Below are 22,098 nucleotides of genomic sequence, written 5' to 3'. Positions count from 1 at the left end.
CAGAGCGGTTCCGGGCTGGCTAGGGCCTCATACCAAAAAGTGCCGCAAGCGTCTTTGATACATTGGGTATGGGCGTTGCATGTACCCCTCCGTCGGCTGCGCCGACACCTCCCCATTGCTGCGCAACAGGGTGGAGGGTGACAGGCGGCACATCCCTCCTCCCTGTGCCGAAGGCATGGGGAGGTGTCGGCGCGAAGTCGCCGACGGAGTATCCGTGATGGTCAAGGTTTTTCGGCTGACCATTTTCTTTGATCTCTGATGAGTGCGTTAGCCGTAATAATGATCTTTCTCATAGCGGCGACAATGGCTAACTTGGGTGGCTTTCCGGCGTCTATAAGCCTTTGGTAGTGCCTTTTGAGTGCCGGATTAAACCTGACGGCAACTAAGGCCGGCATGAACAGGCTTCGTCTGAGAATGCTTCGCCCTTTAGCGATAAAGCTCTTGCCTTTCCACTGTCCGGACTGGCGCGTCACAGGGGCTAGTCCACACAGACTGGCGGCCTGTTTAGCGTCGAGGGTTCCCAGTTCCGGCATATCGACGATCATCGCTATGGCCGTTATCTCTCCAATGCCGGGCATTGAGGTCAGGATTTCAAGCTTCGCTTTAAGCTTGGCATCGGCAACAATGAGAGCGCGACAGGCTCTATCAACCGCCGCTATATCCTCGGCAATTTGTTGCAAACGTTGGGCTACCTGATTTTTTAATGCCTTGATTGTCAGTATCTTCTGGCGATTAAGGGCGGCAGTTTGGTTCTTAATGAGGGCGCGCCTGGCACAGAGCCATTCAGCCAAATCATCAAGGGCCTGGCTTTTGGGTTGGGTGGCCTCCGGTTGCAGTAAGGCGGCATATCGGGCGAGCTGGATGGCATCGCAACGGTCTGTCTTAGCCTGCTGACCGATCGCATCAACGAAACGCCTTACCTGCCAGGGATTGAGTTTGGCATAGCTGTGGCCAGCGCGTTTGAGGGCTGACTCCAAGCCTCGGTGATAAGGACCTGTGGCTTCGAATACAATGCGGTCTGGCCGGTGCTGCTCTAACCAAGCCAGTAGCCGCGCATGGCCTTCGTCATCGTTGCTGAAGCTGTGATCTGTGCCGTCCAAAAGCCAGTGCATATCCAAACTGGCCTTGGACACATCAATACCCACGCTCTTGTACATCAAAGGGTTTGTAGTAAACTGGCGCATCTTTTCCGATCCCATCCTTGTCATGCGGGCCTTAGAGCCCGACCGAAAAGAAGGTAGGCAATATCAATAAGTTCTGATTCTCTGGATTTGCGAGAAACGGAGATTCGGATGCCTTGGGATGATATTGCCCGCGTCGAGCATAGACGCAAATCGTCGCGCTATCCAAGCGATTTGACGGAACAAGAGTGGTCTTTATTGGCCCCGTTACTGCCGCCTGCCAAACGTGGCGGTCGCCCGCGCACAACGTCGATGCGAGCCGTGGTGAATGCGATCCTGTATATTGCGTCCTCGGGTTGCCAGTGGCGGATGTTGCCGAAGGACTTTCCTCCGATGACGACCGTTCAGGGCTATTTCTATGATTGGCGTAGCAGCGGTCTATGGCAGAAGATCAATCACCTGCTCGTCATGGCGGCACGCGAATTGGAGGGTCGTGAAGCCAGCCCCTCAGCCGGCGTCATCGACAGTCAAAGCGTCAAAACGACCGAAAGTGGCGGTGTTCGTGGCTATGATGCTGGTAAGAAGATCAAGGGTCGCAAGCGGCATATCATCACCGACACCCTGGGGCTGCTGCTATTTGTCGTCATCCATGCGGCGGATGTTCAGGATCGTGATGGTGCCCCCGCTGTGCTTCGCGCCATTCGTTACCACTTCCCCTGGCTGCGCCACGTCTTCGCCGACGGGGGCTACGCGGGTGACAAACTTAAGGGGGCTATGAAGGGCCACGGAGACTGGACCATCGAGATCATAAAGCGTAGCGACGCCGCAAAGGGCTTTGAGATCCTGCCGCGTCGCTGGGTCGTCGAGCGTACCTTCGCATGGCTGGGCCGATGCAGACGCCTGGCCAAGGATTGGGAGACGACCCTCCAAAGCGCAACCACATGGACAGTCATTGCCAGCGTCAGGCTCTTGACCCGCAGGCTGGCAAGGCACTGCTATGTCTCATGAACTTTTGAGTCGGGCTTTTAAAGCCCAAGTATCCGTTCGGGTTTGTGCAGGAAAAGAAAGGTGCGATCTCACTCCGTCACGGTCCTTAAAGACCTAAGGGGCAGCGATCCACACCCTTCCATAAGGGCTGGGTGGCCGCCCAGCCCTTATGCTCTCAGATTAAACCAAAACGCAGACTTCCATAAGACAAGGGGTATCTTGCTTTGGCTAAAATGATGAATGGCATTCGTCGTGGAGTCTTATGACGCGAAGACTTGCAGAGCGCGGCGGCAGGGAGTAATCATTTTCGATCTATATTGATCAGGACTTGTCATGCGCCATATCGTGTTCGTTTGTCTGCTGTTGCTCCTGCCGGTGACGGCGCACGCGCAAACGCCGTGGATCACCGGTCATCCCTCAGCGGGCGACATGGCGCTTAAGGGGGCGTCGATTGTCTATGATGATGCGGATGCCGCCGTGATCAGCGTGGCGGCGCACGATCTGGCCAGGGATATGGGCCGCGTTACCGGCCAGACGCCCGCTATAGGTTCGCAAGCGGCCCGGCAAATCTGGATCGGCACAGTGGGCCACAGCGCCCTGATCGATTCTCTCGGCGCGAAGCTCGATCTGTCGCGCCTGAAAGGCTGCTGGGAATGTTTTGTCATCAGCGTCGTCGATCACCCGAAACCGGGCGTTGAGCAGGCTCTGGTGATTGCGGGGTCTGACCGGCGCGGCGCGGCCTACGGCGCCTATGAGGTGTCGCGCGCTATTGGCGTGTCGCCGTGGGTCTGGTGGGCCGATGTGACGCCAAAACATCAGGATGCGCTTTATGCAGCGGCAGGCACGCACCGTTTCGGCCCGCCTTCGGTCAAATATCGCGGCATCTTCATCAATGACGAGGACTGGGGGCTGGAGCCGTGGGCCGCGAAGACCTTCGATCCGGCCACCGGCAATTTCGGCCCGAAAACCTATGAGCGCGTGTTTGATCTGCTTTTGCGCCTGCGCGCCAATACGCTGTGGCCCGCCATGCACAAGGTTTCGAAAGCCTTCAATCTCGATCCGGCCAATGCCGCCCTGGCCGACCGCTACGCCATCGTCATGGGATCATCCCACGCCGAACCGATGCTCAGGAATAATGTCGGCGAATGGACGGATGACCCGGCAAATTTCAACTACGCCACCCACCCGGACGAGGTGAAAGCCTATTGGCGCGCCCGGCTGAAAACCAATGGCAAATACGAGAACATCTATACGCTGGGGATGCGCGGCATTCACGATTCGGCGATGGTGGGGGCGAAAACCAGCGAAGAAAAGCGCGCCCTGCTCAATCGCGTTCTGCACGATCAGCGGCAATTGCTGGCCGACGAGGTGGGCGCACCGGATACCCTGCCGCAGGTCTTTGTGCCCTATAAGGAGGTGCTGGATGTTTACCGCACCGGCCTCGACCTGCCCGATGACGTGACGATCATGTGGCCCGACGACAATTTCGGCTATATCCGCCAGTTCCCCGATGCCGCCGAGCGGAAGCGTTCGGGCGGTTCGGGCGTCTATTATCACCTCGAATATCTGGGCGGGCCGGTCAGCTATATCTGGCTGTCCACCACCCCGCCCGCCCTGATCGGCGAGGAGATGGGACGGGCCTATGATCATGGCGCGCGCCGTATGTGGATTTTCAATGTCGGTGACATCAAACCGGCCGAGATCGACATCTCCTATGCGTTTGATCTGGCGTGGAATATCGCCGATACGCGCCGTCTGACCCAGAAGCAATGGCTGACGCGCTTTTCGGCTGAGACATTTGGCGCGCCGCAGGCCGCGCGCATCGGCGATGTGCTGGATCGGTATTACCAGTTGAATTTCGAACGCCGTCCCGAACAGTTGCAATGGTACTGGGGCAAGGGGGTGAAACCCGTGGCCAGCCCCCTCAGCGCCCCGGCCATCGACGCGCGCGTGGCGGCATTCGATGCTTTGCGCCGCGATGCCGATGCGGCTTCCACGCAGAGCGATGCCTATTTTGAGCTGGTCGGCTATCCGGTGGCGGCCAGCGCCTTGGCCAACCGGCGCTATTTCGCGCTTGAATGTCTGGAGGCGGCTAAGCCGTGCAAGGTGTCCGGCGAAGCCCCCGCCCGTGTGGCCGATGACGCGATCACGGCCCTGGATGCGCGCTATAACCGCTTGCAGGACGGCAAATGGGCGGGCCTGATCAATGAGGAGCCAGCGGACGGGCAATGGTCGTTCCGCACGGCCCCGCCGCCCTGGCCGGGCTCAAAACAGGCCCTCAGCCCTGCGCCGGCCGAGACGGTGACGCGCCTGCCCCTGCCTGTGGCAAAGGGCTGGACACGCATTGCTGGCATGGGCCGCTCAGGCTATGTGCTGCGCGCCGATGGCAGGTCACCGCTGACGATCAAGGGCGTGGTGCAGGGGCGATTGCGCATCGCTATCCTGCCCACCTTCCCGGCGAACGGCGCGAAGGCGTGGCGCCTGAGCGTGTCGGTGAATGGTCGCGCGGCGCAGGTGCTGACCTATCCGCGCGACGATCTGGACAAGGGCTGGGAAGCGGGCGTCATGGCCAACCGGCTGGTTCAGGACGCGGGCACGGTCAGCGGGCCAGTGACGGTGGCGATCACGCCGCTCGATCCGGGCGTGATCGTCGAAGGCATAGAGGCGGTGCGCTGATCATGCTGGTTGTTCCTCACTCTGAGGGAAAAGGTGGCCTGAAAGCAGCGAAGGCCGGATGAGGGTTGGCGGGGATCGCAAAGACGCCCCTCACCCGGTCGCCTGCGCTGCGCTTGGCTCCCGTCTTCTCCCCACATGTGGGGAGAGGGGAAGACAGCGAAGTCATCCCGCTTTGGCGAACCATGCGCGCGCGGCAGCTTCATCACCACGGATGGCCGTTTTCAGCGCTTCCAGCCCGTCGAACTTCGCTTCCGGGCGGATAAAGGCCAGCAGTTCAGTCTCGACCATCTGACCGTAAATCTCCTCGTCGAAACCGAACAGATAGGCTTCGAGAAGTTCCCGGTCGCCACCCACAGTCGGGCGCAGACCGATATTGCTGACGCCATTAAACACGCGGCCATCGCTCAGGCGGGTGCGCGTGACATAGATGCCGTAGCGCGGACGCAAATAGTCGCCCAGTGCGACATTAAGCGTGGGGAAGCCGAGCGTGCGCCCCAGTTTCGCGCCATGCTTCACCTCACCGAGAAAAGCCTGCGGGCGGCCGAGAATCGCCGTCGCCGTCGTCACATCGCCGGCCTGCAAGGCTTCGCGCACGGCGGAGGAGGACAGTTTGCGGCCATCGGCATCGGTCTGGCAGGGCAGGATGTCGGTGGTGAAGCCCAGGCGCGCGCCGAAGGCTTCCAGATCATGGGCGTGGCCGCCGCCCTTGCGCCCGAACTGAAAATCGAAACCGGCGCTGACATGCGACAGGCGCAGATGATCGCGCAGGATCCGGCGCGCGAACGGCTCGGCCTCCAGCGCCGCCATCTGGGCGTCAAAGTGCAGTATATAGGCGATCTCAACGCCCAGGGCTTCAAAGGCGCGCATCTGCTGCGACAGAGCCATCAGGCGAAAGGGCGGGCCATCGGGGCGGAAAAAGCTCTGCGGGTGCGGATCGAAACCGATCACCGCCGAGGGCGCGCCATTGAGCCTTGCCTGGCGAATCGCCGATTCGATAACGTGCTGATGACCGATATGCACGCCGTCAAAACTGCCGATGGCGGCGCTGGCCCCGGTCAGCAGGGCGTGGTCGCTGGTATGGACGCTGCGCAGGTCGGCACCCACATCGACATAGACGATGCGCAGACGATGCGGCCTGAGGGCGGGCGGAAGGTGGGCGAAGGAAACGGGCACAGGGCTTCAGGCGGGTCTTTTCGGGGCGATGACCACGGCGGTCCCGTCCAACATGGTCTTATTGCGCACCTTGACAAGGGTGGAAAGCGTGACGTGCCCTGATTTTTCATCAAGACCGGTGATTGTCACCACAATAGTGGCCTCGTCTCCGGGGCGGACGGCGCGCTTGAAATTAAGCGTCTGCGACACATAGATGGCGCCGCGACCCGGCAGGTCGGAGGCCAGCGTGGCCGAAATATAGGCCCCCAGCAACATGCCGTGGGCGATGCGGCCCTTGAACGGTGAGGCCTTGGCAAAGTCCTCATCGACATGCACGGGATTATGGTCGGTTGAAACCTCGGCAAAGGCGCGGATGGCTTCATCGCTGATCATAAAGACGCGCGTAGCGGTCTGTTCCAGCGAAAGTTCGTCAAGATAAAAGGCGTTGCTCATGCCTTGTGCTGTAATTCACGCATCTGCGCCTGCCAAGGAGATTATGAGCGCCTGCATCCCCCAGGTGCGCGGGTCTGAGCTGAAAAAATGTCCCGATGCGGTACAAAAAATGCGCCAGTGCGGGAAAATTTCACCATATTTCGTGGTTAACATAGGATATATTGTTGAATTAAAACAATAAAATTCAATAACGCTCTTAACCTGATTTTATCGTGTTCGCGGCATAGTGAACCTGTCTTGAAAGAAGGGCCTGCGTCTTGCAGGTTCACTTAAAAAAAGTGGGGCGTTACAACATGGCCATCGATATGTCCATGCCGGTGCTGGTCGTAGATGATTACAAAACCATGCTTCGGATCATTTCCAACCTGCTCAAACAATTGGGTTTTGAGAATGTCGAGGAAGCGTCGGACGGCACCGAAGCGCTCGAAAAAATGAAAAAGGGCTCCTATGGCCTGGTCATTTCCGACTGGAATATGGAGCCGATGACCGGTTACGAGCTGTTGCTGAAGGTTCGCGCCGACGATGTTCTGCGTCGCACGCCCTTCATCATGGTCACGGCCGAAAGCAAGACGGAAAACGTCATTGCGGCGAAGAAGGCCGGCGTTAACAATTACATTGTTAAGCCTTTCAATGCGGCGACCCTGAAGCAAAAGATCACCGCTGTTCTCGGCGAGTTCTGAGTTCCTTTTCTGACTTTAATTTTTGGTAGGATTACCATGGCTTTGCCAGCATCGAACAGGGACGCCATCGACGGTCTGGACGGGTTTGACCCCGCTCTGGTCGGCGAGCTTGAGCCCAAGCTGATCAATCTGATGCAGCAATCCGAAGCGCTCGTCGCTTTGATGCGCGGCTTTTTCCAGCAGCTCGACAGACGCCGTTCGGAAGAATTTCGCGTCATCGCCGGCTATATCGCCAAGGCCAAGGAAGAAATCCGCGAAATGCGGCCCCACGACATTTCGCAGGAGCGTATTCCGACCGCCGGCGCGGAACTGGAAGCCATTACCCGCGATACCGAAGCCGCCACCCACACCATCATGAACTCTGCCGAGGCCCTGATGGGCGCGGACATCAGCGACCCCAAGGCCTATAAGGCTCTGGTCGATGATGAGGTCATGAAGATTTTCGAGGCCTGTTCCTTTCAGGATATTACCGGCCAGCGTGTGTCCAAGGTGATCGGTGTCCTGAAACAGATCGAAGAGCGCGTCGGCCGGCTGGCCAATACGCTCGGTGTCGAGGATTCGGGGCCGCTGGAAATGAGCGCCGAAGAAAAGCGTCGCCACGACCTGCTGCTCAATGGCCCGGCCATCGGTGGCCCTGAAACCGGGCAGGACGCTATCGATGCCATGTTCGATTCGTTCGACGCCGTGGAAGAACCGGCTCAGCCCGTCAAGCCTGACGCCCTGGCGGCCAAGGCTCCTGAAGTCAAGGCGGACGTAAAGCCCGCCAACCTTCAACCGGCTGTAGCCAGGGCTGCGCCGCAACCGGCGGCTCCGCCCGTGGCCAAGGCCACACCGGCCCCGGCCCCGAAACCGGCGCCCGAAGCGGAAGCGCCCGGCAATTCTCAGGACGATATCGACTCTTTGTTCGATACGCCGTCCGAAGATATGCGGAAGACCAATTCTCAGGACGACATCGACGCCCTGTTCGACTGATCTGCAAAACCACACCATCCTTCAGGCTCCCGCAGAGGCGCCGGATGATCGGCTGGACAATAGGTTTGTGATGGTGCGAAGAACGCGATGGCTATAGGCCGTCGCGTTTTTTACCTTTTCGATGAAAGTGTTGAAAGGCGTGACCGACATGGCAGATATGCGTATCCGGGCCGTCCGCAGCGATGATTATGCGCAATGGCGGGTCTTGTGGGACGCCTACAACACCTTCTATGGCCGAACGGGCGATCTGGTTCTGCCGGAGGCGGTGACTCAAACCACCTGGGCGCGCTGCCTTGATCCGGGCGAACCGGTGTTTGCCCTGATCAGCGAAAGCGCGGGCCGGATTACGGGGTTTGCCCATTATCTCTTTCACCGCTCGACCTCGGCTGTGGCGGATAGCTGCTATTTGCAGGATCTGTTCGTCGGCCGGGCCGGGCGACGGCAGGGGGCGGGGCGCGCTCTGGTGCTGGCCGTCTGCGCCGCCGCCGAAGCCGCCGACAGTCCGCGCCTGTATTGGCATACCCAGGCACATAACCGGGCAGCGCGCAGACTATATGATCAGGTGGCGCGCAAATCGGCCTTTATCGTGTACCGGCGGGAAGTTTAGTCACCAACGCAGGGCGTCAGACACATATTTCGCCTCGGCGGTCTGCATGTCGAGCAGGGCCTTCAGGCGTAGCGGATCGAGCTTGCCGTCATCGCCCGTGGCCTCGACCGCGTGGATGCCGGCGGCGATAAAGACGAGATCGAGGCCCTGACCATTGGCCCCCAGCACATCGGTGGGCAGGCCGTCGCCGATTGCCAGAATGCGTTTGCGCTCGGCAGGCTGGCCGGTCAGGCGCTCAGTGGCCGCATAGCAAAGCTCATAGATCGGTGCATAGGGCTTGCCCGCCATGATCACCGGCCCGCCGAGGCTGGCATAGAGATCGGCCAGCGAACCGGCGCACATGATGATCTTGTCGCCGCGCTGCACCACCTTGTCAGGATTGGCGCAGATCATCACCAGCCTGCGCTTTGCGGCGATGGTGAAGGCGTGGCTATATTGCTCCAGCACGTCGTTTTCGTCGTCATAGGGGCCGGTGCAGGAAATGAAGGCGGCGGTGTCGGGCTTGCCCGACAGATCGATCTCGATACCTTCATAAATGACATCGTCGCGCTCCGGCCCCACCTTCCAGCCCGCGCCCTGAGAGGCGAACTGGCGCAAATATTCGCGCGTGGCGTCGCCGGACGACACCACCTCGGAAAAGCCATCCTCATAAATGCCAAGTGAGGCCAGTTGCGCGATCAGATTGTCGCGCGGACGCGGCGAATTGGAGATCAGGATCACCGGCCCGCGCATCTCCTTGAAACGCTTTAGCGCCTCATAGGCGGGCGGAAAATGCTGACGGCCATTATGGATCACCCCCCAGATGTCGCAGAACAGGGCGTCATACTGATCGGCGACTGCCGACAGGCCGGTAAGCAGTTCGGGGTGGGACATTAACGACTCGCGTACAGCAAAAAGACTGCGGGCTGTTTAGCGGGTGGGGGCGGCGAGGGGAAGGCGAAAATCTAAACCCTAGAGCGGTCTGCATTCTGATTGAATCGGTCAAAGGCATGCAGTCCGCTCTATATTTTACGTTTTTCCGCATCTCGCATTCAATTTGTAAGTCAAATTAAACGCTCGTTGCTCTAGGCCCGTCGCCGCACCTGCGGCATGGTGGATTTGATGAAACCGGCGGGCGGGTCGGTTTCGGCCAGCACCTGTTCCTTGATGGCGCGCGGTTCGCCAAACAGATGGCCCTGGGCGTAGCCGATCTCGATTTCAAGAATATCGACCACCTGCTTTTCGCTTTCGACCTTTTCGGCGATCACCTCAATGCCGTAGCGGGCCAGCAGACCGGCATAGTCGCCGGCGTGGATGTCCTTGAGGAATTTCAGCGCCGGCTTGCCCGCCACATCGAGCAGTTGTTCGAGCAGAAGGCCCGCGCCGATCTTGACATAGCGCACATCAGAGCGATGCAGATCCTGAAGGTCGAAATCGATGCTCGCCACCTTGTCGAGCGAGAAGCGGAAGCCGAGATCGGCCAGCTTGGCCATGTTGCGCGCCTCCACCGAAGCGCGTCCGGCAAAGGCGTCCTGACCCAGCTCAAAAATCAGCGAGCCGGACAGGTCACGGTTTTCGCTGAGGAATTCGAGGAATTGCGGGAAGAAGGTTTCGTCGCGCAAGGAGGTCAGCGAAATATTGCAGAAGATACCGATGCGGCGGTCCTGCTTGGCCAGACGGCGCACAATCTGCACGCAGCGGAACAGAAGCAGATTGTCAATCGACGGCACCAGCCCTTCGGCGTCGGCCACACTTAAATATTCGGCGGGCATCAGAACGCGGCCCGTGGCGTCACGCAGGCGCGAGAAGCTTTCGTAAAAAATGGTCTTGCGCTGCGGCAGGCTGACGACCGGTTGCAGATACAGATCGACGCGGTTGGCGATCAGGGCCTCGCGGATGGTTTCGATCAGCGCGATGGCCTGCTGTTCACGGGCATGGATACCCGGCGCATGGTGCAGGGGCACCACCGTGGCGCCACCCGTCCAGCTATCGAGGCGGTCTTCGATGCTTTCGCCGAGTTTCTTGACCAGATCTTCGAGCATCCGCACTTCGGAGGTCAGCTCATCGGAGCGCGTCATGCGGTTTTCCTGCACGCGCTCGGCCAGCTCGACCATATCTTTTTGCGTGGAATCAATGGCATCGACCATCAGGCGGTGCGCCTCGCGCACGCTGTCGATGTCCTTGACGATGCGGCGCTCGGCCAGGTGCTGAACCGCGAAGGTATGGAAGGCGAAACAGACGCCCAGCGTGCCGAGCAGGGCGGCGATGGCCGTGCCGAAATCGGAGCCGCCATTGAAGATCATGGCCGCTATGCTCAGGCTGAGCACGATATAGGTGGCCGTGAGAATAAGCGGGGTCAGTTTACCCATGAGATTGTCCCAGGCGGTCAGCACGAATCAAGACCGATTCGTAGGCAACTATGGGGTGAATCCGGCGGCGGCGATAGTCCGCATTAACACTTATAAACAAGTTGTTAAAATTCAGGCCATCGCGTCGGTGTTACGGCGATAGGGGCCGGGATAACTCTGATCGCTTTTGCGGCGGCGGTCGGGGCCGAAATAGCTCTTGCAACGAATGAAGGGCCGGGGGCGCATGATCACCGAATCGAGGCGGCCCAAAAGCGCGCGCGCCGTCAAAGGTTTGACCACGAATTCATTGACGCCGCTGTCGCGCGCCTGCATCACGCGCGACCGCTCGGAATGGCCGGTGATCATCACCACCGGCAGATAGGGATTGGACGAATCGGGCGCATTGCGCAGCATCCGCGTGAATTCGACGCCATCAATCGGATCCATGTTGAAATCGACCAGGGCGATGTCGGCCGGATACTGGCGCAACAGATCGAGCCCTTCGGCACCGTCACGCGCCTCGCGGACATGGCGAATCCCCGACCCATTGAGAATGGCCGATACAATGGAACGCATATGCTGGTTGTCTTCGATCAGAAGAATTTTCAGACTGCTGTAATCGGCCATGGTTATTTCAGGCAGGTATCAGGGGTTGCACGGATCGGTGCGAAAAACGTAATGCTGTTATGCTGAGTGCGGTGTGCATTTCAAGCGAATATTTCGCCTGTCAGGCCACCATCAGGCTGGGATCGAGGTGGCGGTCGCTCCATTTCAGCCGCCAGCACAGGTGCGGGCCGGTGGCGCGGCCCCGGTCACCGACGCGGCCGATCAACTGGCCCTGACGCACACGCTGACCCAGCTTCACCAGAACTGCCGACTGATGCAGATACATCGAGATGGCGCCCTGGCCGTGATCGATGAAAATCAGCCCGCCCTCATAAAACATATCGGCCTGCGCCAGCACCACCAGACCGTCCTGTGGCGCATGGATCGGCGTGCCGATGGGGGCGGCCATGTCAAAGCCCATATGCGGGCTGGAAGGCTTACCGTTCAGGATGCGCTGATTGCCGAAATGTCCTGAAACAATGAAGGTTTTCAGCGGCCAGATAAAGCCGTTTTTGAAGTGTTCGCTGTCATCATGGCTGGCGAAGGCGACGTTCTTCAGCAGCCATTCGCGGCCGATGCGGTCGAGCAGGGCCTGTCCCCTGGGGGTCACCGTATCCTGCGGCAGGCCATCGACGCGCTGCACGTCATAGGTGACCGGCGCGATGGCGAGCGTGGCGTCCTGGCCCGCGCAACGGATCGTGCAGGCAGCGGGGGCATCGCGGTCAAAACCGACATAGAAGAGGCCGTCGGGGGCGGTGCGGCCGCGCAAACGGCCATCGACCGTCAGTTCAGTGTCGGGCAGAGCGCGCCCGACGCACCAGCCGCCCTGTGTGAAGCGGCCCCTGAGCTGGAAAGGCAGATTGAGGGCTGTCTGCGCCCGCGCAACGCCTGTTGCCGCCAGTCCGGCTGTCATGGCCAGCACGGTGCGGCGATTGACGATCATCCGGCGGTTTGATCCGCAGTCGGATGATCCTGATTCGTGTTGTTTTGGCGCTTCCAGGCGATCGTGGCCTCTTCCGGCCCGGCATAGGCTTCCTGGGTGCGCGGGTTCCAGTAACGCAGGGCGTCGAGCGGCACCTGACGGCCGGAAATGGCGCAGATCACGAACTGGCCGGGGCGCATGATCGTGAAGTCGCCATCGCCATAGTGCAGGACAGCTTGACCGGGCAAGGGAGTGTGCATGTTCATACCCCCAACATAGGCGCGTTGTGCGGACGGATCAAGATCAGAACAGGCTGCCTTGTGCGGGAAGTGGCGGCGCGGGTTTCTTTTTCGCCGGGGGCGTTTGTGGGGCTGATGGTGTCCCGTCCGCGCCTACCGTGACATCGAGCTTTTGCTGGCCCTTGAAGGTCAGAACGAGGCCTTCGCCCGCCGCGAGCCCATGCGGCGCGGTGATCAGTTCGCCGCCGGGCCGGTTGACGCGGGCAAAGCCGAGATCAAGCGGACGGTCGGGATTGAGGCTTAAGCGCAATTGCTCAAGGCTTTTCAGCCGGTCGGCGCGCTGGTTCAAAGACCGCTGCACGGCATCGGTCATGCGGGCGTGCAGTTCGGGCAGGCGGGCATGGCTTTGGCTTAAGGCCAGCTTGCGCCGCATGGCGCGGGTCGCACGTTCGGCCAGTTGCGTCAGTTGCTGCCCCTTGAGGCGGCGCGGGTTTTCGAGCAGGCCGGGGCGGAAACGGGCGGTCACGCGCGTCAGGGCGGTATCGTGGGCGCTGAGATTGGCCGTCAGCCCGCCCGCCAGCCGATGGGCCACGAAATCGAGCCTTTGCTGGGCGGTGTCGATCATATCCTGAGGGCGGGGCAGGGCGCGCGCCAACAGGCTCAGGCGCTCAAGGCGCATCTGCATCTGGTGGCTGAAACTGGCCTGACGGCGGCGTTCGAGATCGGCGGTGAAGGCGCGCAGTTCGCCAATCACCGGCGTGGCGATTTCCGCCGCGCCGGTGGGGGTGGGGGCGCGCCGGTCGCTGACATAGTCGATCAGGGTGGTGTCGGTTTCGTGGCCGACGGCCGAGATGACCGGGATGGTGCAGGCCGCGACGGCGCGGGCCAGGTTTTCATCATTGAACGGCCACAGATCCTCAACCGAACCGCCGCCGCGCGCCACGATGATCACGTCAGGACGCGCCACCTGTCCGTTCTCAAAGCCTTGCAGGGCGCGGATCACCTGACCCGCCGCCTGTTCGCCCTGCACCACGACGGGCCACACCACCACGCGGCAGGGCCAGCGGTCGCGGATGCGGTGTAAGATGTCGCGGATCACCGCCCCGGTGGGCGAGGTGATGACGCCGATGGTGCGCGGCGCAAAGGGCAGGGCGCGCTTGCGTTCCGAGGCGAACAAGCCCTCGGCGTGGAGCTTTTTCTTGACGCGCTCAAGCTGGGCCAGCAGCGCGCCTATGCCCGCCACCTCCATCGCTTCGATGACGATCTGGTATTTCGACGAGGCCGGAAAGGTGGTGATGCGGCCGGTGATGATCACTTCCAGCCCGCTTTCCGGCTGGGTTTGCAGGCGCGACACCTGCCCCTTCCAAACCACGCCGTCAATGGCGGCCTTGTCGTCCTTCAGGGTCAGATACACATGGCCTGAGGCATGGCGCGTCACCTTGGAGATTTCGCCGCGCAGCCGCACATGGTCATAGGCCTGTTCGAGCGTGCGTTTCAGCGCGCCGGCCAGTTCCGACACCGAATAGGCGGGGGCATTGCCGCCGGGTGAAGCGGCGGCGGACGAATCGGGGGGCATGGGCAGGTCGTTGGACATGGGGTCAATCTAGCCGATTTCATCGCTGATGACAGATTTAAAACGCTGTTAGCCTTACCTCTTCAGGAAGTCTTCAGAGGCAAGAAGCTAGTGTGATTACCAGTAAGGCGTGTAGAGTTTTCCTTTTTAATCACCATGTATGATATGTCACTGGATCTGGAACTGAAACGCTTCAACACCTTGCAGGCACTGGAGATCGTCGAGTCTGAACCCGAAGCCAGCTTCGATCAGATGGCCAGGCTGGCCGCCGATATTTTTGAGGCGCCGATCGTGCTGATTGCGCTGGCCGATGGTGAACGCCACTGGTTCAAATCGCATATCGGCATCGATTTCAACGAAGTGCCCGCCTGCCTGTCCTTTTGTGTGCATACGCTGGAAAAAGGCGATGTGCTGGTGGTGCCCGACACATGTGAAGACGCGCGCTTCGCCGATAATCCGTTCGTGATCTGTGCGCCGCATGTCCGCTTCTATGCCGGTGCGCCCTTGCGCTATGAAGGCGCTCTGGTCGGCACATTCTGCATCCTGGATAGCCGCCCGCGCGATTTCAGCGCGGCGCAGGTGCGCCATCTGCGCATGATGGCCGAAAGCGTGTCGCTGCTGATCGCCCAGCGCAAGGACGGACTGGTGCGCAAGGCCGCCATCCGCAAATTGCAGGAAGGTCAGCGCAAGCTCGAACTGATGGAAGAGGTGGCCGGGGTCGGCTACTGGCAGATCCATGTGCGCACACGCGAATGTTTCTGGTCGCGCGGCGTCTATGCCATTCACGGCCTCAACCGTGAGGATTACACGCCCGACCTGATCAGCGCCCCCGACCACTTTCATCCGTTTGACCGCGTCCTTGTCACCAATTGCGTTCAGCAGGCGATGGACCTGGGCGAGGATTTCCACTTCGAGGCGCGTCTGATGCGCGCCGATGGCGAGGAGCGCATCGTCTATTCGAAAGGCATGGTCGAAACGGACGAGGCGGGTCGCCCGGAATGGCTGTTCGGCATTCTCGAAGACATTACCGAACAGAGCCATGTCGAGGAAACCCTGCGCGCCGCCAAGGCGCAGGCCGAGGCGCATCAGCAAGCTAAATCCGATTTTCTGGCCAATATGAGCCATGAAATCCGCACGCCGCTGACCACGATTCTCGGCTATGCCAATCTGCTGACCGGCGTGACCGACCTGCCCAAGGATGCACGCCACTATATTGGCCGCATCAACAAGGCGGGCGAGGCCTTGCTCAGTCTGGTCACCGATGTGCTCGATTTTTCCAAGCTCGAAGCCGGTCAGGTGACGCTCAATCCGCAGGCTATTGATTGCCGCGCCCTGGCCGACGATATTATCGAGCAGTTCGCGGCCCTGACCACCAGCCGCCATGTCGATCTCAGCTTCGTCAGCCGCCCCGATGCGCCCCTGTGGCTGATGCTCGACGACACGCGGATGCGGCAGGTTCTGTATAATCTGGTCGGCAATGCCTGCAAGTTCACGCAAAACGGCTATGTCGATCTCAAACTGGTCTTGCACGGCGAAGGCGCGCAGACGCGGCTGCGCGTCGAGGTGCGTGATTCCGGGCCGGGACTTTCGCCTTTGCAGCAGGCGCGCCTGTTCAAGCGCTTCAATCAGGTCGATAACAGCATCAACCGCAAATATGGCGGATCTGGGCTCGGCCTGTCGATCTGCTATGAGATCGTCCGGCTGATGGGCGGCGAGATCGGCGTCGAATCGGCCCCGGGTGAGGGAAGCTGCTTCTGGCTGGAAATTCCGGCTGCCGTGGCCGTGGCGCCCGCGCCGGTTGTGAAGCGCGACCTGCGCCCGGTCTTCCTCGAAGACCGCAAGGTGCTGATCGTCGATGACCACCCGATCAACCGCGAACTGATCCGGCTGCTGCTCAAGGACTACGGCCTCGATATTTACGAGGCCTGCGATGGCGCCGAGGCCGTGGCCATGTGCGAAAAAACCCATTTCGATCTGGTCTTCATGGACATCCAGATGCCGGTGCTTGATGGTATTTCGGCCACGCGCGCCATGACCGGCTGGGACGGCGACCGCAGGCCATCGGCCATTGTGGCCCTGACGGCGGCGGCGCAGAAGCTGCCGGAAGACGCACACGCCTGCGGCTTTACCGGTGTCCTGTCCAAACCGATCGACCTGCCGCAATTCTACGCCACCCTTTATCGCTGCCTCGAAGGCGATGCCCCGGCGCGGCTGGCGGTTTGATAGCTTCCAAGAAATTGCTTATGGATTTTTCGACGCGAAGGCTTTAGGCGGAAAGCCATGAACATTCTGCTGATCGGTTCGGGCGGCCGCGAACACGCCCTGGCATGGAAAATCGCCCAGTCACCGCTGGTCAGACGCCTCGTCGTTGCGCCCGGCAATCCGGGCATGGCGTCTCTGGCCGAATGCCGCGACATCAAGGCCACCGATGTGGCGGGCCTTGTCGGGCTGGCGCGTGACATGGCCGCCGATCTCGTCGTGGTCGGGCCGGAAAGCGCCCTGGCTGAAGGTCTGGCCGACGCCCTGGCCGATGCGCGCATCCCATGCTTTGGCCCGATGCGTGCTGCTGCACGGCTCGAATCGTCGAAAGCCTTCACCAAGGATTTCTGCCAGCGCCACGCCATCCCGACCGCGCAATCGGAAACGTTTGACAATGTGGCTGAGGCGCGCGACTTCCTCAAAACCTACAACCCGCCCTATGTCATCAAGGCCGATGGTCTGGCCGCCGGCAAGGGCGTGGCCATTTCGCCCGATTATCAGGACGCCGTGGCCGAGGTGGAGGCCATGCTCGGCGGACGCTATGGCCCCGCCAGCTCGCAGATCGTCATTGAGGAATTCATGACCGGCGAGGAGGCTTCGGTCTTTGCCCTGTGCGACGGCGAAACCGCCCTTCTGTTTGGCTGGGCGCAGGATCACAAGCGCGCTTTTGATGGCGATACCGGCCCCAATACCGGCGGCATGGGCACCTATTCGCCGGCCCCTGTGGTGACGCCCGACCTGCTCAAACGTACAACCGAGGACATTCTCAACCCGACGATGGCGGGCATGAAGGCCGAGGGCCATCCGTATAAGGGCGTGCTCTATGCGGGCCTGATGATCGAAGACGGCGCGCCGCGTCTGGTCGAATATAATGCCCGCTTCGGCGATCCCGAATGCCAGGTGCTGATGCTGCGTCTGAAAAGCGACATTGTGCCCTATCTCAAGGCCTCGGCCACCGGGGGCTTAAAAAACCTGCCCGCCCCTGAGTGGTATGATGATGCAGCGGTCTGCGTGGTCTTTGCCGCCAAGGGCTATCCCGACAGCCCCTTATCCGGCTCGGTCATCCGTGGCGCGGACGCCGATTTCGGTTCGGATGTCACCGTGTTTCACGCCGGCACCAGCCTTCATGCCGATGGCACTTTGCGCGCCGCCGGTGGCCGTGTGCTCAATATCTGCGCGCGCGGCAAAACCATCCGCGAAGCGCGCGACCGCGCCTATGCTGCCATTGCCCGCATCGACTGGCCAGGGGGATTCTACCGTACCGACATCGCCCACCGCGCATTGTAAATCGCGGTCTTTGGGCGTCTAGATTAGGTGAGGCGAGTGACGAGAGCAACGCGCGTTTCATTTGACTTACAAATTGAATGCGAGATGCGGAAAAACGTAAAATGTAGAGCGGGTTGCATGCCTTTGACCGATTCAATCAGAATGCAAACCGCTCTAGTTGATATTGGCCCGGATGCGCATACGCAGGTCGTCGATCGGCTTTAGGCCCGCATCGGATTTGAAGCGCCAGTAGGTCCAGCCATTGCAGGCCGGGGCCTGTTCCATCATCGCGCCCATCTTGTGGATCGAACCGGACAGTTCACCGTGCACCAGCGAGCCATCGGCACGGACGCGCGCCGTGCGGTCACCCTTGGGCGTATAAAGAATGTCGCCGGGACGCAGCAGACCGGCCTCGACCAGAGCACCGAAAGGCACGCGCGGCTCGGCCTTTTTCGAGCCCATGACCGCCAGATCGCTTTCGGTGGCCGGGATGACCTTTTCAATGCGTTCGCGCGCCACCTTGGCGTAGGTTTCTTCGCGTTCGATGCCGATGAAATGGCGGCCCAGGCGCTTGGCGGCGGCCCCTGTGGTGCCGGTGCCGAAGAAGGGATCGAGCACGACATGGCCGGGTTTGGTGCAGGCCAGCAACACGCGGTACAGCAGCGATTCCGGCTTTTGCGTCGGGTGCGCCTTGTTGCCGTTTTCGTCCTTGATGCGCTCTTCGCCGGTACACAGAGGGATCGACCAGTCGGAGCGCATCTGGGTGTCTTCATTGAAGGCTTTCAGCGCATCATAATTGAAGGTGTAGCGCTTCTGGCCCTTGGCCTTGGTGGCCCAGATCAGGGTTTCGTGGGCATTGGTAAAGCGCGTGCCCTTGAAATTGGGCATGGGATTGGCCTTGCGCCAGATGACATCATTCATCACCCAGAAGCCGAGATCCTGCATGGCCACGCCGAGGCGGAAAATATTGTGATACGAACCGATGACCCAGATCGCGCCATCGTCCTTCAGCACGCGGCGGCATTCGCGCATCCATTGGCGCGTGAACCTGTCATAGATCTCAAAGCTGGCGAACTGATCCCAGTCATCATCGACCGCATCGACCTTGGAATTATCGGGGCGCAGCAGGTCGCCGCCGAGCTGGAGATTATAGGGCGGATCGGCGAAAACCAGATCGACGCTCGCATCCGGCAGGCTTTTCAGCACTTCGATACATTCACCCAGATGGATGGTGTCGAGCTTGAGCGGGGCAGGGATGGCGGGCGCAGGTTTCGACTTCGTCATAAGGACAGCTTTCTAGAGCGTTTCCCCGAAAAGTGGGCCACTTTTCGGATCAGGAAGAACGAGATTCAAGGTCTTAGAGCTTCGGCCCGATGCAAACGGATCGAAGCTCTAAGACCTTGAATCGCAAGGACTAGAATCTTTCCAGAGTTAATGACGGGTTAAATTAACCATGCCGGGGAATCGGCGGATTCTATTTTTTCGATGTGAGTCCGAAAAGACTCACTTTTGATTCCGCTTTGTTCTTTTCATGCCGTCTTTGAGCGATCAGCCCGCTCATTCCGCCACCATCACCTCGTTATCGCCGAGATTGCGCAGCGTGGCCCAGCTTGGCCGGTGGATCGGGCAGGGGCCATGCAAACGCAGGGCTTCGAGGTGAAGTTCCGACTGATAGCCCTTGTGCTTTTTGAAGCCGTAAACAGGATAGAGGGCGTCCATTTCGATCATGTGGCGGTCACGCGCCGTCTTGGCCAAAATCGAGGCGGCGGCGATAGAGAGAGATTTCAGGTCACCCTTGACGATGGCGGTGGAGGGGATGGTCAGCGGGGGGCACTTGTTGCCGTCGATCAGGGCGTGATCGGCGCACGGGTTGAGCGCGGCCACGCAGCGCCGCATCCCTTCCATCGTGGCGCCGAAAATATTGAGCGTCTCGATGTCGTCAATGCTCATATGCACCACCGACCAGGCGATGGCGCTGGCCTTGATCTGCGGTTCCAGTTCGAAGCGCCGCTTTTCGGTGAGCATCTTGGAATCGGTGATGCCTTCGGGCACGCGGGCGGGATCGAGAATGACGGCGGCCACGCAGACAGGCCCGGCGCACGGGCCGCGCCCGGCCTCATCGACACCGCAGACAAGGCCGCTTAAGGCCAGTTCGTAGCTGAAATCCGCCATGCCGGTTTTTACGACGATTCACCCGCCGCCGTCATCAGAAAACCCCGGCCTCACCGCGACCCTTGGGATCGCGGCCGAAGCGGTTGGGGCCCGGTGTGCCGTCGGTGCAGCGAAAGACGAGCGTGACGATTTTCGCCAGCAAGGTGGGTATGACGACCCACATTAAAGGCACCATCAGGGCCAGCAGGGCCGAGACGAGAATTTGCGGATCACTCATCTGCGACAGGTCGCGCAGGGCCTGCATTTCGGCGAGAAATTCACTTCCGCGTACAGCAAAATAGATGACCGACACGATCAGGGTGATCAGGGCCGGAAACAGGATCCACCAGCCGGTGCGGTCGATGTCGTGCATCCGGCGCACGGAAACGGCGATGTCAGGGATCAGCAGAATGAAGAAAACCAGCACGCGCAACAGCACCACAATGCCGATACCGGCAATATGGCTGATGCCGCTGCCGCCGACGAACAGGCTCGACAGGGCCAGAAGCAGGGCACCGAGAATGATCTTGAACAGCACCCATAGCCAGTATTCGCTGCGCCGCGAACGCCCCTGAAAATCGAAATAGCGTTTCAGCGGCTGGAACATCAGGTCCATAAAACTTCCCCATATAGCCCGGCAGAGCCTTACGGCAGTTCATAGGCTTTCGCAATCTCGGTTGCGATCTCATCATGGCGAAAACAGGTGACGAGATGATCATTGACCATGCCGACCGCCTGCATGAAGGCATAGGTGATCACCGGGCCGCAAAACTTATAGCCATGCGATTTCAGCAGCTTGGCCAGTTCGCGTGAGGTGGCCGTCTCGGCGGGCACCTGTGTGCGGTCGTCGAAAGAGTTGATCAGCGGACGGTGATCCTGAACCTGCCAGATCAGGTCGGTGAAGCTGACGCCTTTTTCACGTAAATCAAGCGTGATGCGCGCCGAATCAATGGCTGATACGATCTTGGCGCGTGAGCGGATAATACTTGCATTGTTCATCAGCCGTTCGATGTCGGCCTCATTGAAACGCGCCACCTTTTCGGGATCGAAACCGGCAAAGGCTTCGCGTAAAGAGTCACGCTTGCGCAGGATGGTGATCCACGACAGCCCCGCCTGAAAACCATCGAGCACCAGTTTTTCCCACAGGGCGCGCGGATCATATTCGGGCACGCCCCATTCCTCATCGTGGTAGGCGATATAGAGCGGGTCTTGCCCCGGCCAGTGACAGCGCGTTTTATCCATCATTGATTTTCCTTTGGGGTGTCCTGGTCGGGCAGGACTTCCCGCAGCCAGTCGGGCGTCATGATCGCCACGGACTGACCCTGACAGGTGGCGTCCCCGCCCAGCCGGTCGAGTCGCATCAGGCCCAGGGACAGGCCGCGTCCGCCGCTTAAAACTTCGCCGATTTTGCGTTCACCGGTCAGGATCTCCGCGCCTTTTTCCAGCCTGCCCGGATGCCGCAGGGGCAGGATGCGGGTCTTGATCTGGCCGCGCCTTTTCATGCGCGAGGTCAGTTCCTGCCCGACATAGCAGCCCTTGTGGAAATCAATCGCGTTCAGCACATCGAGATTGGCGTCGATGGCGTACAGTTCGTCCGGGCCGAAATCCGCCCCACCTTCGGCCAGCCCCAGTGCATGGCGGAAGGTCTGCCAGTCGCCGTCACTGGCTGCCTGTGTATGGGCATGGCCATAGGCGCGGCCATAGAGGCCGCCGGTGATCAGGCTGCGCGGATCGGCCATATAGCCTTCGGGCAGTTCATCCAGCGCCGCACAAACCGCTGCATCGATCTTCTCAATCGTTACCTTAGCGCGCAGCTTATACATATTGAGTTTGCTGAACAATTCATCGCGCACGTCAAGCGGAACATCGAGCCTGATCGTATCAGCATCAACGGCGTGCAGCAGGCAATCGGCGATCATCTTGCCCTGTGGCCGCAAAAAGGCCCCGTAATGCAGTTTATGAAATTCCCGACGCGCCGCCTCTGCGCTCAGATCATCGATTCGGGCCGTGCACAGGCCTTTGAGAAAACTGGCCCGGTCGGGGCCGGAAACGGACAGTAATCCGCGATAGGTAAGGGTGGCGATGGACATGGTCTTGCTATGAAACG

At 60.3% G+C, this 22,098-nt stretch carries 21 protein-coding genes; 7 read left to right on the top strand and 14 right to left on the bottom strand.

The window, feature by feature from the left end:
* Positions 1-221: 221 nt before the first annotated feature.
* A complete protein-coding gene (locus QB905_RS06160; RefSeq protein WP_461781796.1) occupies positions 222-1,157 on the bottom strand; it encodes an IS110 family RNA-guided transposase in 936 nt (311 codons plus the stop codon).
* A 135-nt stretch (positions 1,158-1,292) separates the two neighbouring features.
* On the opposite strand from QB905_RS06160, the gene QB905_RS06155 reads away from it, so the two are divergent.
* Complete coding sequence (locus tag QB905_RS06155) at positions 1,293-2,129, top strand: IS5 family transposase (RefSeq protein ID WP_282973694.1); 837 nt, start codon at positions 1,293-1,295, stop codon at positions 2,127-2,129.
* A gap of 312 nt (positions 2,130-2,441) precedes the next feature.
* The gene (locus tag QB905_RS06150) at positions 2,442-4,784 is read left to right on the top strand and encodes a glycosyl hydrolase 115 family protein (protein WP_282973693.1); all 2,343 of its coding nucleotides are present in this window, start codon (positions 2,442-2,444) and stop codon (positions 4,782-4,784) included.
* 162 nt (positions 4,785-4,946) lie between these two features.
* On the opposite strand, the gene QB905_RS06145 is transcribed toward QB905_RS06150, so the two are convergent.
* Together QB905_RS06145 and QB905_RS06140 are read right to left on the bottom strand one after the other, a co-directional pair.
* Complete coding sequence (locus QB905_RS06145) at positions 4,947-5,957, bottom strand: bifunctional riboflavin kinase/FAD synthetase (RefSeq protein ID WP_282973691.1); 1,011 nt, start codon at positions 5,955-5,957, stop codon at positions 4,947-4,949.
* Between the two features lie 6 nt (positions 5,958-5,963).
* A complete protein-coding gene (locus QB905_RS06140) occupies positions 5,964-6,389 on the bottom strand; it encodes a MaoC family dehydratase (protein WP_282973689.1) in 426 nt (141 codons plus the stop codon).
* Between the two features lie 293 nt (positions 6,390-6,682).
* Between QB905_RS06140 and QB905_RS06135 the strand changes: the two genes are divergently transcribed.
* The 3 genes from QB905_RS06135 (at position 6,683) to QB905_RS06125 (ending at position 8,648) form a co-directional block, all read left to right on the top strand.
* Entirely contained in the window at positions 6,683-7,069 is a 387-nt protein-coding gene (locus QB905_RS06135) for a response regulator (protein ID WP_282973688.1), read from the top strand.
* Between the two features lie 36 nt (positions 7,070-7,105).
* A complete protein-coding gene (locus QB905_RS06130; protein ID WP_282973686.1) occupies positions 7,106-8,041 on the top strand; it encodes a protein phosphatase CheZ in 936 nt (311 codons plus the stop codon).
* Positions 8,042-8,189: 148 nt separating this feature from the next.
* The gene (locus tag QB905_RS06125) at positions 8,190-8,648 is read left to right on the top strand and encodes a GNAT family N-acetyltransferase (protein ID WP_282973685.1); all 459 of its coding nucleotides are present in this window, start codon (positions 8,190-8,192) and stop codon (positions 8,646-8,648) included.
* On the opposite strand, the gene QB905_RS06120 is transcribed toward QB905_RS06125, so the two are convergent.
* The 6 genes from QB905_RS06120 to xseA all read right to left on the bottom strand — a co-directional run bounded on the left by QB905_RS06120 (position 8,649) and on the right by xseA (position 14,336).
* Positions 8,649-9,521, bottom strand: a complete 873-nt coding sequence (locus tag QB905_RS06120) for a TIGR01459 family HAD-type hydrolase (protein ID WP_282973683.1) — start codon at positions 9,519-9,521, stop codon at positions 8,649-8,651.
* 191 nt (positions 9,522-9,712) lie between these two features.
* Positions 9,713-10,996, bottom strand: coding sequence for a flagella assembly cyclic-di-GMP phosphodiesterase TipF (gene tipF, locus QB905_RS06115; RefSeq protein WP_282973682.1), 1,284 nt, complete (start codon positions 10,994-10,996; stop codon positions 9,713-9,715).
* A gap of 111 nt (positions 10,997-11,107) precedes the next feature.
* A complete protein-coding gene (locus QB905_RS06110; RefSeq protein ID WP_282973681.1) occupies positions 11,108-11,602 on the bottom strand; it encodes a response regulator in 495 nt (164 codons plus the stop codon).
* Between the two features lie 100 nt (positions 11,603-11,702).
* The gene (locus tag QB905_RS06105; protein ID WP_282973679.1) at positions 11,703-12,524 is read right to left on the bottom strand and encodes a M23 family metallopeptidase; all 822 of its coding nucleotides are present in this window, start codon (positions 12,522-12,524) and stop codon (positions 11,703-11,705) included.
* Positions 12,521-12,769 (bottom strand): DUF2093 domain-containing protein, encoded by a 249-nt coding sequence (locus tag QB905_RS06100; RefSeq protein ID WP_282973678.1) that lies wholly within the window; start codon positions 12,767-12,769, stop codon positions 12,521-12,523. The genes QB905_RS06105 and QB905_RS06100 overlap by 4 nt, the downstream gene beginning before the upstream one ends.
* Before the next feature lie 37 nt (positions 12,770-12,806).
* On the bottom strand, positions 12,807-14,336 hold the full coding sequence (xseA, locus tag QB905_RS06095) for an exodeoxyribonuclease VII large subunit (RefSeq protein ID WP_282973677.1): 1,530 nt from the start codon (positions 14,334-14,336) through the stop codon (positions 12,807-12,809).
* A 144-nt stretch (positions 14,337-14,480) separates the two neighbouring features.
* Here xseA and QB905_RS06090 point away from each other — a divergent pair, with 144 nt between their 5' ends.
* Both QB905_RS06090 and purD read left to right on the top strand, forming a co-directional pair.
* Entirely contained in the window at positions 14,481-16,538 is a 2,058-nt protein-coding gene (locus tag QB905_RS06090) for a GAF domain-containing hybrid sensor histidine kinase/response regulator (RefSeq protein WP_282973676.1), read from the top strand.
* A gap of 57 nt (positions 16,539-16,595) precedes the next feature.
* Entirely contained in the window at positions 16,596-17,861 is a 1,266-nt protein-coding gene (gene purD, locus QB905_RS06085; RefSeq protein ID WP_282973674.1) for a phosphoribosylamine--glycine ligase, read from the top strand.
* 153 nt (positions 17,862-18,014) lie between these two features.
* Here purD and QB905_RS06080 read toward each other — a convergent pair whose 3' ends face one another.
* The 5 genes from QB905_RS06080 to ygfZ all read right to left on the bottom strand — a co-directional run bounded on the left by QB905_RS06080 (position 18,015) and on the right by ygfZ (position 22,081).
* Positions 18,015-19,124, bottom strand: coding sequence for a site-specific DNA-methyltransferase (locus tag QB905_RS06080; RefSeq protein ID WP_282973672.1), 1,110 nt, complete (start codon positions 19,122-19,124; stop codon positions 18,015-18,017).
* A gap of 273 nt (positions 19,125-19,397) precedes the next feature.
* Entirely contained in the window at positions 19,398-20,012 is a 615-nt protein-coding gene (locus QB905_RS06075) for a ribonuclease HII (protein ID WP_282973671.1), read from the bottom strand.
* 34 nt (positions 20,013-20,046) lie between these two features.
* Entirely contained in the window at positions 20,047-20,607 is a 561-nt protein-coding gene (locus tag QB905_RS06070) for a DUF805 domain-containing protein (protein ID WP_282973670.1), read from the bottom strand.
* Positions 20,608-20,636: 29 nt separating this feature from the next.
* Positions 20,637-21,236 (bottom strand): DNA-3-methyladenine glycosylase I, encoded by a 600-nt coding sequence (locus QB905_RS06065; protein ID WP_282973669.1) that lies wholly within the window; start codon positions 21,234-21,236, stop codon positions 20,637-20,639.
* A complete protein-coding gene (ygfZ, locus tag QB905_RS06060) occupies positions 21,233-22,081 on the bottom strand; it encodes a CAF17-like 4Fe-4S cluster assembly/insertion protein YgfZ (protein ID WP_282973668.1) in 849 nt (282 codons plus the stop codon). The genes QB905_RS06065 and ygfZ overlap by 4 nt, the downstream gene beginning before the upstream one ends.
* Between the last annotated feature and the right edge of the window lie 17 nt (positions 22,082-22,098).

The sequence above is a fragment of the Asticcacaulis sp. EMRT-3 genome, from assembly GCF_030027245.1.
Taxonomy (GTDB): Bacteria; Pseudomonadota; Alphaproteobacteria; order Caulobacterales; family Caulobacteraceae; genus Asticcacaulis.
This window is presented reverse-complemented; position numbering and strand designations above follow the sequence as displayed.